The sequence below is a fragment of the Wolbachia endosymbiont (group A) of Oxytorus armatus genome (genome assembly GCF_964027005.1).
In the GTDB taxonomy this organism is placed as follows: domain Bacteria; phylum Pseudomonadota; class Alphaproteobacteria; order Rickettsiales; family Anaplasmataceae; genus Wolbachia; species Wolbachia pipientis.
The window spans coordinates 479,036-493,546 of sequence record NZ_OZ034719.1 but is presented as its reverse complement, the minus strand read 5'-3'; the positions used below and the strand labels follow the sequence as shown (position 1 = coordinate 493,546).

Sequence of the window (14,511 nt, the reverse complement as noted above, 5' to 3'; positions counted from 1 at the left end):
GTGAATGGTAGAGCATATAAAAGAGGTAAATAACACAGGCTTTGGTCAGATGTATCAATTCTTATTTCTTCCTAAAGGAACAGGAACAGATTGGAGGTCAGCATTTCGCCAACAAGAAGAATTATTTAAAAAAGTGGGAGGTAATGTAATATTACCAGAAATCATTAATTCTCCTTCAAAAGGGAATCAATTAGGGGAAGTAGGAACAATGCTAAATAATGTAGAAAATGACCAAGAACATATAAGAAAAAAAAGATATCGTAGTTAAAGTAAAAACTTAAAGAATAGTAACAAAACAAGAAAGTTAAAATATAAGTATACCTACTGTCTAATTAACAAAGAAATTTTTATAAACTTGGCGGCGACCTACTCTCCCTTTTCAAGTACCATCAGCGCTAAAAAGTTTCACTTCCGAGTTCGAGATGAGATCGGGTGGTTCATTTTTGCTATAGCCACCAAGTCAATAAAAATTTCTAACTTAACAATTTTAACTTAATATTTAACACTGCATACACACATATAGAAAGCAAATAAATCAATCAGGCTATTAGTACTAGTTAGCTTCACATGTTACCATGCTTCCACACCTAGCCTATCAACGTGGTAGTCTTTCACGGCCTTAATTGGGAAATCTTTTTGAAGAGGGTTTCTTGCTTATATGCTTTCAGCAATTATCCCATCTATACATAGCCACCCAGCGATGCTATTGGCATAACAGCTGGTACACCAGAGGTATATCCATCTCGGTCCTCTCGTACTAGAGTCAGACCTTCTCAAATTTCCTTCACCCACGGCAGATAGAAACCGAACTGTCTCACGACGTTCTAAACCCAACTCACGTATCACTTTAATCGGCGAACAGCCGAACCCTTGGGACCTTCTTCAGCCCCAGGATGTGATGAGTCGACATCGAGGTGCCAAACGGTGTCGTCGCTATGAACGCTCGAACACCATCAGCCTGTTATCCCCGGCGTACCTTTTATCCGTTGAGCGATGACCCTTCCATACAGAATCACCGGATCACTATGACCGACTTTCGTCTCTGCTTGGCTTGTCAGCCTCGCAGTCAGGCAAGCTTATGCCATTATACTATCAAGCTGATTTCCGACCAGCTCTAGCTTACCTTCGCACGCCTCCGTTACTTTTTAGGAGGCGACCGCCCCAGTCAAACTACCCACCATACAATGTCCTAGTTCCAGATAATGAAACATAGTTAGATATCAAAAGTGTAAAGGGTGGTATCTCAAGGTTGACTCCATTATAGCTAGCGCCATAACTTCAAAGTCTCCCACCTATCCTGCACATCACACTTTTAATAGCAATGTAAAGCTATAGTAAAGGTGCACGGGGTCTCTTCGTCTAACCGCGGGTACCCCGCATCTGCACGGGGAATTCAATTTCGCTGAAGTGATGTTGGAGACAGTGGAGAAATCGTTACGCCATTCGTGCGGGTCGGAACTTACCCGACAAGGAATTTCGCTACCTTAGGACCGTCAGTGTTACGGCCGCCGTTTACTGGGGCTTCAATTCGGAGCTTGCACCCTTCCTATTAACCTTCCAGCACCGGGCAGGCGTCAGACCCTATACTTCCACTTACGTGTTTGCAGAGTCCTGTGTTTTTAGTAAACAGTCGCTACTCCCTATTTTGTGCCACCTACTCATAGTTGCCTAAAAGCAGGTTACCCTTCTTCCGAAGTTACAGGTATAATTTGCCGAGTTCCTTCAACATCATTCTTTCAACACCTTAGTATACTCTACTCATCCACCAGTGTCGGTTTGCGGTACGGCCTCATAAATATAAGTGCTATTTCCTGGAGCTTCTTTTAAGCATAGATCAATCCAATAAGATCTATACAAATACGAAACCCGTCACACTTAAGAGGTTTAGGAATATTAACCTAATTGCCATCGACTACTCCTTTACGGACTCGCCTTAGGAACCGACTAACCCTACGCAGATTAACTTAACGTAGGAACCCTTAGATTTTTGGTGAGAGTGTTTTTCACACTCTTTTACGCTACTTATGTCAGCATTCTCACTTCCGATATCTCCAGCAGTTTTCACAAACCACCTTCACAGACTTACGGAACGCTCCGCTACCGCGCCTATTGATCGAAATCAATAAGCACTCACATCTTCGGTATACAGCTTTAGCCCCGGTACATTTTCGGCGCAGAAAAACTTATTTAGACAAGTGAGCTGTTACGCTTTCTTTAAAGGATAGCTGCTTCCAAGCCAACCTCCTAGCTGTAATGGTTTTTCTACTTCCTTCCCCACTTAGCTGTAATTTTGGGACCTTAGATAGTGATCTGGGTTGTTTCCCTCTTCACCACGGACTTAGCACCCGTAGTGTGCCTGCTGTATAATTAATTGTTGGTATTCGGAGTTTAGTTAGATTTGGTAAGACGGTGAATCCCCCTAGTCTATCCAGTGCTCTACCCCCAACAACATACATACAACGCTCTACCTAAATAGATTTCGCGGAGAACCAGCTATTTCCAAGTTTGATTGGCCTTTCACCCCTAATCACAACTCATCCAATAATGTTGCAACATTAACTGGTTCGATCCTCCAGTGTGTTTTACCACACCTTCAATCTGGTCATGACTAGATCACTTGGTTTCGGGTCTAATCCATAAAACTAAAACGCCCTATTCAGACTTGCTTTCGCTACGCCTACACCTAACGGCTTAAGCTTGCTTCATAGATTAACTCGCTGACCCATTATGCAAAAGGTACGCTGTCACTCTAAATATCAATAAATTGATATAGAGCTCCAACTGTTTGTAAGCACTTGATTTCAGATTCTATTTCACTCCCCTCCCGGGGTTCTTTTCACCTTTCCCTCACGGTACTTGTTCACTATCGGTCGTTAAGGAGTATTTAGGCTTGGAGGATGGTCCCCCCATATTCAAACAGGATTTCACGTGCCCCGCTCTACTCAAGGATTTAAAACTTTCTACTTATACAGGACTATCACCTTCTATGGTTACTATTTCCAGAGTATTCTAATTCTTATTCTTAAACCACTAGCCTTTTCCGCTTTCGCTCGTCACTACTAACAGAATCTCGGTTGATTTCTTTTCCTTTGGCTACTTAGATATTTCAGTTCACCAAGTTTGCTTTACATACTTAGTACGTAATAACTAGCTAAACTAGTTGGGTTTCCCCATTCGGAAATCTGCGGATCAAAATTTGTTGACAATTCCCCACAGCTTATCGCAGCCTGCCACGTCCTTCATCGCCTCTTAACGCCAAGGCATCCATCAAGTGCTCTTAATAATTTATTTATCCGACTATATGCAGAATATGCAGAGTTAAATATTATTAAAATTGAATTGAGATTAAATTAATCTCTACCATAAAACTTGTCAAACATCTAAAAACTAAATTAATCTTTTATATATTATAACCTAATAAATAATATGTCAACGCCTTTTTGCACAAAACATTTACTTATATTATCAACAACAATATACTAGCAATCCTAAACAGTATAATCTGAGAAATATGTGGTAAACTTATATATACAGTAAAAATTAATAAAAAAGATATTTTGTAAGATAAAATGTGTTAAAATCAATTGCCTAAAAATGATAATAAACATTCGGAGTATTTCTAACGTATGAAAAGTAATCTCTCTTTTATAAAAAACGTTGCTTTAAATTGTATGTCTAAGCTCATTGGCGTATTAAATATTAAGAAAGTAAAACACTTCATTGTGAATAAATATAATACTCTTCATAAAGAAATGACAGTGCTTCTTAAAAAATCTAAGAACCTGTTAAACACCAACATTGAAATCGGTTTATATCACTTTTATAAAGGTAGCATATCAGATGCAAAGTTACGATTTTGGTTAATTAGCATATTTTACCCCCATTTACCTATAGTCTGGTATAACATCGGAAGGTGTCATTTTGCGGTAGGGAATACTAACAAAGCTTATAATTATTTAACAAGGGCACTAAAATTAGATAATGACCACGAGGAGGCGTCTTACTATATAAAAAAAATGACAAACTCAGCGCCTATTACAGAATTGCCAAAAAACCTCATAAGACAATATTTTGATTACACAGGTGAATATTTTGTTGAGCATTGGTTGATTGCCAAACAATATAGAGGGCATGAACTTGTACACATGATAATTACAAAAATCTTCAACAACTCCACTTCTGAGCTCAATATACTCGACCTTGGTTGTGGAACTGGAATATGTGGTCATTTCTTGAAAATAAATAGTATTGGAAACCATATAACAGGAATTGACATTTCAAGTAGAATGCTAAATATCGCAAGAGGATGCTTTATAAAAGGTAAGCCTGTTTACAATGAATTAATACATATGGAAATGAAAGAGTTTCTTAAACAAGAGAAAAACCAGCAGTATGATGTAATTATCTTTGCTGAAGTGCTACATTATCTACATGACTTTCAAGAAGAGTTGGAATTAGCAAAAAGATCTACGAGCAAAAAAGGAGTTATTGTATGTTTAATAAGAAGAAAGGAAGGTGAAGGTATTGACTTTGTAAACAAAGGAGACTATTTTCGTCACTCAGAAAGTTATGTTCAACATGTTGCAAAAGAAATAAATATGCAAATAAGTTATATGAGTTACTGTAAAATATATGGCAGTCAGGTTGACGGTATCTTGTTTGCATTACAGCATCAACAAAAAAATCCGAAAAACCTAACTTAAAAATCGCTCAAAATGACTTTTAAGTACCTATATATAATAAAAGAATAAAAGGAACTTTATGAATAACATTACCATTAATTACGCAAAGGACAGCAAATTAACCGACTTTGGAAAAGCAGTTCTATCAGACAGGTATTTAATAGAAAATGAAAGTTATCAAGACCTCTTTGCACGTATTGCTAATTACTATTCTGATAATAAAGAACATGCGCAGCGTCTTTATGACTACATGAGCAACTTGTGGTTCATGCCTTCAACACCAATACTCAGCAATGGTGGCACTAAGAGAGGGTTACCTATCTCTTGCTTTCTTAATGAAACCGAAGACAGCTTGCAGGGAATAGTTGATCTATGGAACGAAAATGTTTGGCTTGCTGCACGTGGAGGAGGCATAGGTAGTTATTGGGGAAATTTACGCTCAATAGGCGAAAGCGTAAAGGGTAGCGGCAAAACATCAGGAATTGTTCCATTTATTGTAGTGCAAAATGCTCTAACGCTTGCAATTAGTCAGGGATCCCTAAGGCGAGGAAGTTCAGCAGTCTACCTTCCTGTATCTCATCCGGAGATAGAAGAGTTTCTAGATTTACGCAAGCCAACAGGCGGTGACCCAAATCGCAAAGCGTTAAATATACATCATGCTGTAATAGTAACAGATAAATTTATGCAGGCTGTTGAGAATGATCAAGAATGGAATTTAATAAGCCCTCACAACAATAAGGTTATTTCAACTGTAAAAGCGCGGGATATATGGATCAAAATATTAACAGCAAGAGTTGAAACTGGAGAACCTTACATTATTTTCCTTGATGCAACAAATAACAATAAGCCAGAATCTTACAAAAAGCTCAACTTAGACATCAAGATGTCAAATCTATGCAGTGAAATAACTTTAACCACAGGTTATGATCACCTGAATAAGTCACGCACTGCTGTGTGTTGTCTATCATCCGTAAACCTTGAGTACTACGAAGAATGGAAAGACAATAAACTCTTCATAGAAGATATAATGCGCTTTCTTGATAATGTATTGGAAGATTTCATAAATAAAGCACCGAATGAAATGCAGCGAGCAAAATATTCTGCAGCCAGAGAACGCAGTATTGGTCTTGGTGTGATGGGCTTTCACTCATTTTTACAAAGCAAAATGGTTCCTTTTGAATCAGTAACAGCACAACAATGGAATAAAAAAATATTTAAGTATTTACGCGAGCAAGCAGATATAGTTTCTAAAAAATTAGCAGAAGAAAAGGGAGCATGTTCTGATGCCAAAGAAGTTGATCTAATGGAAAGGTTTACACACAAACTCGCTATTGCTCCTACTGCCTCGATCTCCATTATTGCAGGTAATACCTCCCCTGGAATAGAACCATACGCAGCAAACGTATTCATACAAAAGACACTTACAGGTTCATTTGTAGTGCGAAATAAATTCTTGCAAAAACTATTAGCAGAAAAAAATCAAGACAATGATAAAATATGGTCTTCAATTTCAACAAACGAGGGTTCCGTTCAGCATTTAGATTTTCTTAGTGAGCATGAAAAATTGACATTTAAAACAGCGTACGAGCTTGACCAAAGATGGATTATAGAACATGCAAGTGATAGAACTTCGTATATTTGTCAATCTCAATCAGTAAATCTGTTCTTACCTGCCAACGTACATAAACGTTACTTGCACAAAATACACATGCTTGCTTGGAAAAAAGGATTGAAGAGCTTATATTACTGCAGATCACAATCAATGCAGAGAGCCGATAAGGTCTCGCATGACATATTCAAAAAAAGTGAAATATTGCAACAAAAAACAGATATTGACTACGATGAATGTCTGTCATGCCAATAGGGGCCTTACTCAAAAAAAGTAGAGAGAAAGTTAAGCAAATGGGTAAATAGACTTCTTGCATAACCATATAACGCACTTTTATTGGGAATAGAAACGAAAAAACTTTCTTGACAAACTCCGCCAGCCCCCTTATCATGACGTCCAGTACAATGTTGCAAATTAAAAATCTCTCCATCCTGTGCTGGTTCTTCGATTCTAAACGCCACTTCTACCTGGTCATAACCAATCTGAATTCGTTCTACTAATGCTTTAATGATGCCACGCTTAGTTTGCCAATCTAGCTGTTCCAAACCCCAGTTATGGATTAACCAACACAGTAAGGCTTAGAAATAGAAGGCTTTTTTGACTGCATGGAATATGAAATTAATGTAGAAAAAATATGTACCAGAAAATTTATTGGCGATCTGTGCCGTGTATGTTCAAGCTCAAATTTATTTTTTAAACAACCAAAGACTGTCTCAATAATCGACCTTTTTCTCAATAAAGCCTTCTCTTTTAGTGAGATTAGTGCGTTTTTCATGCCTTTTTTCACTTTAGTGACAAGCTTTAAACCTCTATCGAAGAGTTCCTCAAAGAGCTCCTTCTTGATATAGCCTTTATCTCCGAACAAAAGTCCTGTCAGTCTTTTAGTTATAGTTGGCACAGGTATCAACGTTACCTTTGGTTAGAGTAAGTGATTGAATTTCTCCAATTTCGTTAATCACCAAGTGCAATTTAAAGCCAAAAAACCAACCATACGTGCTCTTACCAATTTCTGCTAAACCATCAAAAACTTTGTTCCTAGAGATCCTTTTCTTGTGGCAAATGGCAATCGTAGAAGTGTCAATGTAGGAAGTACCTGTCATTTTCGCTTGTTCGCAGAACCATTGAAGAAGTAATGCTAAATACCGTAAAACTCTCGGCTTTAAGGCAATAAATCTGTGATATGAAGGCATCTTTGAAAATTCTGATCTATAGAGTAACTTAAGGTAACAAAGATAAAAAGCCTTGAAGTTTTTACATGGCGATTGGTGGTATAACAGGATTATGGTTAGCATTTCTGAGTGCGCTATTTCTGGTACTCTGGTTGGTTTTTTGCCATTTGATAAGAACTTATTTGCAAAATTTTCATCTACTACACGACAAAAATCCTCGACGCAGCAGTAAAGTTCTGTAATATCTTTCTTCATGGGTAACCTCTTAAATTATTGTTAAAATACTTGAGTTTACCCTATTTCCCTCTTTATTAATTCTACTTTTATCTGTTTTCTAATCCATAACTGGGGTGTATAGTACTACTACAGCGATAATAGCTAAACTTTTTTCCTTCAACTCCACATTGTGCACCACTATACGCATATCCACAGTTTTGACACACAACTAGACCTTGTAATAGATATTTCTTTTTTCCTCCCTCTCTCTGCATCCTTGCTCTTTTTCTATTTTCATCCAGTTGCTTTTGTACTTTATTAAATAACCCTTCATCAACTATTTTTGGTACTGGTATATAAATCCAGCTGTCCTCATCTGTGCGACAGATAGAAACCTTTTGTTTATTTCTTTCTCTTCTTTCAACCCTCTTTAATTTACCAAACGCTGCTTGTCCTTTATATGCTGGATTTCTTAATACCTTCCAAATTATTATTGGACACCACACCTTCTTTCCAGTTCTTGTTCTAATTGACTTATCTCTTAGTCTACGTATCACTTCCCTTATACTTATTCTCTCTTGCCCTACCCACATGAATAGCTGCTTTACTATTTTTGCTTCCTCTTCATTTATTTCAAACTTTGTCTTTTCTCTATCTACATGCTTTATACGATTATAACCAAAAGGTGCAATGCCAATTACACTTACACAGCCTTTTTTTGCTCTATGGAGTTTTCCCCTACGACTACGTTCCATAATCTTTGTACACTCATATTCTGCCACTAATCCTTGCATTCCCAATAACAATTTAGACTCTGGATTATTTTCAGTCTTATGATTTAAGAATATTACTTCTACTCCTGCTTTTTCAAATTCATCAAGTAGTATCATTTGATGTGCAGATTTTCTTGATAGTCGGTCAGGTGAATGAATATAAATTTTATCAATTTGATCTTCTCCTACTTTATCACGTAATGCATCTAAACCTTCACGTTCTAAACTCCACCCACTAAGCCCATCATCCTTAAATTCATACTCATTCAATAACTCATGCTTATCTGCAGCAATTCTATGCTTGAGCTCGGCAATTTGACTCTCTATTGTATTGTTCTGCGCTTGACTCTTCGATGAAACTCTTGCATATAAGGCCACTGTTATCATTTTTCTTTATCTCCTTTTCATTGTTTCTTTTTACCGCATACCTTAGTAACAGCTCATAGGCGTCTGCTAGATGTTGTTCCGCTAATTCATCTGGCTCGTATCGGCAAGTTAATGTTCTTTTTCTCATAGTTTCTCCTGCAAATGTTTTTGTAGTGCAAGGAGCCTTACCACTCCTTTTTTCCATCAATCCATTTACTCTTATGAAAAAGACCAACTTTTATCAGCTACAGCCTTCAAATTTGGTCTAGCCCTTCCTTTACCAACTGCTGTTGCGCTTTCTGATACGACTCTTATTTTTTTAACAAACTTTCCATTTTCTCTGTTTCTTTCTTTAATACCTCGGCTATTTCTTTGCTATTTTTCGCATAATCCATCGCTGTTATTCCAAATTTATCTGCTTGCTCTATTTCAGCCCCTGCTTTTACTAGCTCCTCCACTATTTCTTTTTCTCCTACCATACATGCAAGATGCAGCGGAGTGCATTTATTGCCATACTCTTCAGCATTTACATTCCCTCCTGATTTTATCAATTCTCTAACTGTTTCTAGACGTTTCTCCGTTATCGCTAGATGCAGTGCTGTATGTCCTCTTACATCTGCTGCATTCACATCTACTCCTTTTTCGATTAATAACCTCACTGTTTTTACCTCTACTGCATAATGTAGAGCTGTTCTTCCTTTTTCGTCTCTTTCATAAATATTTTTAAACGAGTTCTCTAATAGTGACTTATCTTTTTTACCCAGCTTTACCATAACTTACCCCACCTTTTCTTTAAACCTAAGCCTTCCTTTTTACCACCTCATCTATCATTTCATTCACTTGGCTGATTATCTTGCTTGCTAAATTTTGACATTCTTTCTTTATTAGCGATTTGTCTCTCTTCCTTATTTCTCCTATCTCTATTATTTTTAGCTCCGGCATGTAGCTTCCATTCAACATGTCTGCTATTTCTCCCACTAGCCCCTCTATTCCATAGCACGTCAGTTCTCTACTTTTTGTTATTCCTCCTTTTTCTCTCAGAAATTTACTCGCCTTTTCACTCTCTTTGCTATCACATAGACGATACTTTTCACTTTCCCAGATGTAATACATTGGCGTTGCGCCGTACTTATTCAGTTGATTAACTTCAGCTCCAGCCTTTACCAGCTCTTTTATTATTTCAACTCCTGCTCCTCCCATCTTGCACGCAGAGTGGAGTGGCGTACATCCAGTGACATATTGAGTGGCATTTACTTCTGCTCCCGAACTTAGCAGCACTTTTACATTTTCTAAGCTTTTCGCAAATACTGCACAGTGTAGAGGTGTATAACCATTTTTATCTCTTGCATTTACCTCTGCTCCTTTTTTTATTAATAATCTCACTGTTTTGTAATCAGAGATTTCTACTGCTTGGTGTAATATCGTTTCTCCTTCTTCATTTCTTTTATTAATGTTTTTAAACCCGTTACTTGATACTTCTTTAAAAAACTTACTCTTGCTAAAACTCATTTCATACCTCACAAAATTAGCTTTTCTAGCGCTAGATAAATTTCTTATGTTTACCTGCTGCTATTCAAGTCATGTCCTTTTTAGCATGAGAAAGCAAGTCTTTTTCTTTTTATTTCATACACTTTTACCTGTTATTAATATAATATATGAGTATCTAAATATAAGTACTTAACTTATTAGAGATATTATTCGACTATCTTTCCAACTTCTGTGCAAATGTCGATGTTCATGCCACTTCAGTACTCCCGGGTAAAATACTAAAATGTGCTTTTCTAATTCGTGTATTGAGTCTTTTTGCTCTGAATCCAAATCATTTTTATAGTAAACGTTGTGTTCTGCTAAAACATATTTTCTGACCTTCTGATCTGTATAATTTTCTACTTTATAGTTGTGAGTAACGCTAAACCTTTCTAAAATTGGTTTGTGTTTTAAATTCCAACGTTGCCATGAAAGTTTATCGTTTCCCAATACAAATTTATTTCCTTCTTCTTCTATGCTACCAACCGGAAAGCACGCATTTATTTCTTCTAAGTTCCAACTGTCCGATAATATAACTTGCGCCTTCGCAAACTTAATTTCTGGTAATAAACTCTGTGGTAATGGATATAGTGCTTTTAAGTTATACCACTGATGACTTCTTTCATAGACGCCTTTGTAATCTTTTGTATGAGGCTCTGTTTCTCCAAGTACTGCTACATCTAATCGATATATGTCATTACTAAATGTTTGTTCATAATGGTTGCGTAGATAACTCTCTATAACCTTAATTGACGTAACACTAAACCTGAAGAAATTTACTCTTCCAAACGATAACACCGGTCCATCTTTTTCTATTTTTACCCCTGAATAGTCAGAAAGAAGATCTCCAAATAAACTCTCATCCAATATAAATCTTTGCGCATTATAATAATCGTTAAAAATCCTCATCAATCTGGATCTTACAGGCAGTGATAGTTTTGCCAGCTCTACTACTGCATCTACGAAGAAGTCATTTGGTACCTCTTTTATCCCTACTTGCAACTCAAAAAAGTGTTTACCGGGTGGTTCTTCGATGATTGTAATGTCTTCTATATTTGCCCACTTGAGTGCTATTTTAAGTGATTTAGGTGTTCCTCGCAGTCTTTGAAATTTTACTCCTTCTACTATGGCTCTTCTTTTATCTTTTACCCAGAGTAGTATTTCTTCTAAACCATATTCTTCTATTATCCACGGCAATGTTTCTTCTTCCAATCTAAACTTAAATCCCCTGATACAGCTTGGATCTACTTTATAATCTATCGCATCTACTAGCGCTTTTTCCTGTTTTGTTGCATTTGGTGGCAGTAACATTAATTCAATCTTTAAATTTCGCAAATTTGCACATTCATTTCCTAGCACTACAACATCTTCTTTTGGCTCGATTAATTCCACATTTTCTACACCCTCTACAAATAGATTCGCTATTATCCATGATCTTGTCACACTCCATCCCAGCCTTCTATTTGCTTCAAACTTCTTAATGAACTGCTTCTTGATTTCCTCCTTCGATATCACAGGACTTATGCTCATTCTGCTGTGAATATCTATTTCCGTAATATTGCAACCAACTACTGTTACTGTATCTGTTAAAACCCTTATATCATCTCTAGTAACCTGCTTTTTTACAATTTCTAGTAGCTCTTCTGACAATATGCCAGTTGTGGATAATTGTGTTGATAAGATTGAAATTTGTACTTTTCCTGGTATAGGTGATTCTACTAATGCATCTTTTACTCTACTATCTGCCGACAGTGCATGATACCTATAATACTCCTTGCTTCCACACGTGCTTGAGCCTACTATCTTTGCTTTAATTCTTTTTCTAAATCGTTCATCATCTTCTTCTTTTTGCCTCTCCACTCCATAAAACTCAGCTAAATTATCAAGATCTTCTCCCGTTGCAAATTTTAGTAAATTACCCTTTACAGCTTCGTTTATCCTTTGTCTGAGTAACAACTCTCTCCATGCTGCTACTTCTAATACCTTCATTGCTGGATCCGATTCTACTAATCCTGAAAAGGTTTCATCTCTACGGACTAACTCTTCTTTCATTCTCGAAAAGATTTCTTCATAACTCAGCTTTTCTACAATATTTAGCTGCTTCATCTTTAAACTACAATTTCATCAAAATGAATGTTTTTCCCGCTTGGTAAGTATAATCCTTCTAGATCAAGCGTTACTTTTCCTTCTTTCACCTCTGTCATTTTTACTTTTTCTAGCTTAAATCTTTCCTCCCACCTTTGTAGAGCTTCTGCTACTGCTGAATAGATTTCCAAAGTTAAATCTCTATTTATTGGCTTATCTACTAATTCAAATAGTCTTGACCCATAATCTCTCCTCATTACTCTACTGTTAATAGGAGTGGTCAGTATATCAATTATTGATTGTTTCAGATGTTCTATTCCTTCTAATTCTTTTCCTGTTTTGGAGTCCATCCCTTTCATTTTTAGCCTGCAAACACGTTTTCACTGCCTTTTATTACTTTAAACCCACATGAAACTATATCTCCTACTCTTCCCGCTCCAAACCCATTTGCAAACACTGTTTTTGATCCTTCAGTTAATGCTCTTCCTTCACTAAATTTGTCTCCTTGTCTGCACATTGGCTTACCATTTACAGAAACATTGTTACTACCACTAATGCAAAAATGCGGTGTTACTTCTACACAATAATCTCCTACTCGTACAACCGATTTATTCATTTAATTAAGGTTTATTCTATCTGCTTTCAGTTTTATTTCGCTCTTCGTCATCTCTATGCTCGATTCCCCAGCTTTCAGTGTTATTTTGTCTACTACTTCAATCTCTAAATGATGCTTCTCTTTATCATATAACAATCTTGTTCCATCCTGAAACTTCACACTATTTATTTCTTTTTTATTCTCTGGTGCAGCATACTTCTGTTGATATATTCCAGCTAGTACTACTCCTAATGATAACTCTCCCAATGGTGACAATATTACTACCTGTTCATTTATGCTTGGTGGTAGCCAGCTTCTTTCCTCTCCTGCTCTAGAAGTTATCCATGGAAGAAAATCTGTTAAAAGTTCTCCTATCTTCACTCTTACTTTTGCTTTCTCATAATCTACTTCTTTTACAACTCCTATTCGTACAATGTTTGCTAACTTTCTTTGCAGCTCTGAAATAGCAAAATTACTCTCTAACATTTTCTTCTATTATAATCGTATGTGGCTTAATCTTATTTTCTGTCCATATCGATTTACCTAAATGAAGCTGATGACTCCAATCAACCATCCACACCAAATATGCATCTAATTCGGGTCTAAATCCGTCAATTTCCGCAGAGATAAATTCTCCTGGTGAAACATTTTTTATATTCCATGTATTTTTGTTTACAACTTTTGCCACCTCGGCAGCTAATGTTCTGACAATAAGAGGAGCATTTTCGATTGTGCTATCAATCACAATTCGTGCTTCAAATCTTGCTTTCAGTGCTAATTCCTCTGTTCCAGGATCTTTTCCCGATTCTAAACTCACAAGCTCTACAAATAATGCTGGCGCTAATAATTCTTTTCTTATCGATGGATAAATTTCACAAGTTTGAATTGCTGGTATTTCTCTCTTCAGCGTGGTACAAATTTTATCATGTAAATCTTTCAAATTCATCCTTTATAGCTCAATTCACGTTCAAAAAACTTTGTAAAGACTTCTTCAACTTCATAATTAACAAGATTCCCTATTATCCTTGAAGCCTCTGGTTCCAGTAGTAGTTTTACTTCCTTTATTGGCAATGCTGCTCTTCCTTCACGTTTAAAAATACCGCTATTTCCTTTTGGCATAACTGCTGCAAATCCTCCTATAAACTCATGCTTTCCTACTTTCGATCCTCTTCTTGTTTTTTGTATTTTGCCAATTGTCGATGCTCTAATGTCATAGAGATTTGCTCTAATTAACACGTCTAATCTGCTGGTTTTCGCCTTAAAAATTCTTAATCTCTTTCTTATCAAACTTAATTTTATCTTCTTTTCTTCACTGATTTCCTTAGCTGCTTGCGCTTTTAACCATAGTGCCGTTTTGTTTAACGCTTTTATAGCTGCCAGTTTTATTTTCTGCTCTTTTCTTTCAATATTGGAGATTATTTCATTAATATTGTTACTAATTTTAATATCAAACACTTTCTATTGGACAAGTAGACCGGTGGAACTTCCC

At 36.6% G+C, this 14,511-nt stretch carries 14 protein-coding genes, 2 rRNA genes and 2 pseudogenes; 3 read left to right on the top strand and 15 right to left on the bottom strand.

What is annotated here, in order from left to right; genetic code table 11:
- Positions 1 to 4 precede the first annotated feature (4 nt).
- Entirely contained in the window at positions 5 to 268 is a 264-nt protein-coding gene (locus tag AAGD79_RS02535) for a hypothetical protein (RefSeq protein ID WP_341811560.1), read from the top strand.
- An 85-nt stretch (positions 269 to 353) separates the two neighbouring features.
- On the opposite strand, the gene rrf is transcribed toward AAGD79_RS02535, so the two are convergent.
- A 5S ribosomal RNA gene (rrf, locus tag AAGD79_RS02530) occupies positions 354 to 460 on the bottom strand.
- A gap of 66 nt (positions 461 to 526) precedes the next feature.
- Positions 527 to 3,291 (bottom strand): 23S ribosomal RNA (locus AAGD79_RS02525).
- 335 nt (positions 3,292 to 3,626) lie between these two features.
- On the opposite strand from AAGD79_RS02525, the gene AAGD79_RS02520 reads away from it, so the two are divergent.
- Together AAGD79_RS02520 and AAGD79_RS02515 are read left to right on the top strand one after the other, a co-directional pair.
- Positions 3,627 to 4,703, top strand: a complete 1,077-nt coding sequence (locus AAGD79_RS02520; RefSeq protein WP_010082287.1) for a methyltransferase domain-containing protein — start codon at positions 3,627 to 3,629, stop codon at positions 4,701 to 4,703.
- Positions 4,704 to 4,761: 58 nt separating this feature from the next.
- A complete protein-coding gene (locus tag AAGD79_RS02515; RefSeq protein ID WP_006280151.1) occupies positions 4,762 to 6,546 on the top strand; it encodes a ribonucleoside-diphosphate reductase subunit alpha in 1,785 nt (594 codons plus the stop codon).
- Positions 6,547 to 6,551: 5 nt separating this feature from the next.
- Here the strand turns inward: AAGD79_RS02515 and AAGD79_RS02510 are convergent, their stop codons facing one another.
- The 13 genes and pseudogenes from AAGD79_RS02510 to AAGD79_RS02450 all read right to left on the bottom strand — a co-directional run bounded on the left by AAGD79_RS02510 (position 6,552) and on the right by AAGD79_RS02450 (position 14,477).
- The gene (locus AAGD79_RS02510; protein ID WP_341811559.1) at positions 6,552 to 6,836 is read right to left on the bottom strand and encodes a hypothetical protein; all 285 of its coding nucleotides are present in this window, start codon (positions 6,834 to 6,836) and stop codon (positions 6,552 to 6,554) included.
- Positions 6,837 to 6,850: 14 nt separating this feature from the next.
- Positions 6,851 to 7,715 (bottom strand): annotated as a pseudogene (locus tag AAGD79_RS02505) (IS982 family transposase).
- 68 nt (positions 7,716 to 7,783) lie between these two features.
- Complete coding sequence (locus tag AAGD79_RS02500) at positions 7,784 to 8,836, bottom strand: recombinase family protein (RefSeq protein ID WP_341811558.1); 1,053 nt, start codon at positions 8,834 to 8,836, stop codon at positions 7,784 to 7,786.
- On the bottom strand, positions 8,745 to 9,020 hold the full coding sequence (locus AAGD79_RS02495; RefSeq protein WP_017532679.1) for a hypothetical protein: 276 nt from the start codon (positions 9,018 to 9,020) through the stop codon (positions 8,745 to 8,747). Before AAGD79_RS02495 ends, AAGD79_RS02500 begins: the two co-directional genes overlap by 92 nt.
- A 106-nt stretch (positions 9,021 to 9,126) precedes the next feature.
- The gene (locus tag AAGD79_RS02490; RefSeq protein WP_236514967.1) at positions 9,127 to 9,588 is read right to left on the bottom strand and encodes an ankyrin repeat domain-containing protein; all 462 of its coding nucleotides are present in this window, start codon (positions 9,586 to 9,588) and stop codon (positions 9,127 to 9,129) included.
- Positions 9,589 to 9,613: 25 nt separating this feature from the next.
- Positions 9,614 to 10,324 (bottom strand): ankyrin repeat domain-containing protein, encoded by a 711-nt coding sequence (locus AAGD79_RS02485; RefSeq protein WP_341811557.1) that lies wholly within the window; start codon positions 10,322 to 10,324, stop codon positions 9,614 to 9,616.
- Between the two features lie 168 nt (positions 10,325 to 10,492).
- On the bottom strand, positions 10,493 to 11,653 hold the full coding sequence (locus AAGD79_RS02480) for a phage tail protein (protein WP_213863525.1): 1,161 nt from the start codon (positions 11,651 to 11,653) through the stop codon (positions 10,493 to 10,495).
- 3 nt (positions 11,654 to 11,656) lie between these two features.
- Positions 11,657 to 12,448, bottom strand: a pseudogene (locus AAGD79_RS02475) (baseplate J/gp47 family protein); the annotation flags it as partial.
- A gap of 2 nt (positions 12,449 to 12,450) precedes the next feature.
- Entirely contained in the window at positions 12,451 to 12,786 is a 336-nt protein-coding gene (locus tag AAGD79_RS02470; protein WP_213863527.1) for a GPW/gp25 family protein, read from the bottom strand.
- A gap of 2 nt (positions 12,787 to 12,788) precedes the next feature.
- Complete coding sequence (locus tag AAGD79_RS02465) at positions 12,789 to 13,043, bottom strand: PAAR domain-containing protein (RefSeq protein ID WP_264704364.1); 255 nt, start codon at positions 13,041 to 13,043, stop codon at positions 12,789 to 12,791.
- Positions 13,044 to 13,508 carry a phage baseplate assembly protein V gene (locus tag AAGD79_RS02460; protein ID WP_208571542.1) on the bottom strand — a complete coding sequence of 155 codons (465 nt, stop codon included), beginning with the start codon at positions 13,506 to 13,508 and terminating at the stop codon, positions 13,044 to 13,046.
- Positions 13,495 to 13,968: a hypothetical protein gene (locus AAGD79_RS02455; protein ID WP_341811556.1), complete on the bottom strand. Its 474-nt coding sequence runs from the start codon at positions 13,966 to 13,968 to the stop codon at positions 13,495 to 13,497. The genes AAGD79_RS02460 and AAGD79_RS02455 overlap by 14 nt, the downstream gene beginning before the upstream one ends.
- Positions 13,965 to 14,477, bottom strand: coding sequence for a phage tail protein (locus tag AAGD79_RS02450; RefSeq protein ID WP_410541943.1), 513 nt, complete (start codon positions 14,475 to 14,477; stop codon positions 13,965 to 13,967). Before AAGD79_RS02450 ends, AAGD79_RS02455 begins: the two co-directional genes overlap by 4 nt.
- Positions 14,478 to 14,511 lie beyond the last annotated feature (34 nt).

Coding starts and splice junctions, on each gene's coding strand:
- AAGD79_RS02515 (WP_006280151.1), top strand. CDS start 4,762: ATGAATAACATTACCATTAATTACGCAAAGGACAGCAAATTAACCGAC.
- AAGD79_RS02490 (WP_236514967.1), bottom strand. CDS start 9,588: ATGGTAAAGCTGGGTAAAAAAGATAAGTCACTATTAGAGAACTCGTTT.
- AAGD79_RS02520 (WP_010082287.1), top strand. CDS start 3,627: ATGAAAAGTAATCTCTCTTTTATAAAAAACGTTGCTTTAAATTGTATG.
- AAGD79_RS02500 (WP_341811558.1), bottom strand. CDS start 8,836: ATGATAACAGTGGCCTTATATGCAAGAGTTTCATCGAAGAGTCAAGCG.
- AAGD79_RS02535 (WP_341811560.1), top strand. CDS start 5: ATGGTAGAGCATATAAAAGAGGTAAATAACACAGGCTTTGGTCAGATG.
- AAGD79_RS02460 (WP_208571542.1), bottom strand. CDS start 13,508: ATGTTAGAGAGTAATTTTGCTATTTCAGAGCTGCAAAGAAAGTTAGCA.
- AAGD79_RS02485 (WP_341811557.1), bottom strand. CDS start 10,324: ATGAGTTTTAGCAAGAGTAAGTTTTTTAAAGAAGTATCAAGTAACGGG.
- AAGD79_RS02470 (WP_213863527.1), bottom strand. CDS start 12,786: ATGAAAGGGATGGACTCCAAAACAGGAAAAGAATTAGAAGGAATAGAA.
- AAGD79_RS02495 (WP_017532679.1), bottom strand. CDS start 9,020: ATGGAAAAAAGGAGTGGTAAGGCTCCTTGCACTACAAAAACATTTGCA.
- AAGD79_RS02465 (WP_264704364.1), bottom strand. CDS start 13,043: ATGAATAAATCGGTTGTACGAGTAGGAGATTATTGTGTAGAAGTAACA.
- AAGD79_RS02455 (WP_341811556.1), bottom strand. CDS start 13,968: ATGAATTTGAAAGATTTACATGATAAAATTTGTACCACGCTGAAGAGA.
- AAGD79_RS02480 (WP_213863525.1), bottom strand. CDS start 11,653: ATGTTACTGCCACCAAATGCAACAAAACAGGAAAAAGCGCTAGTAGAT.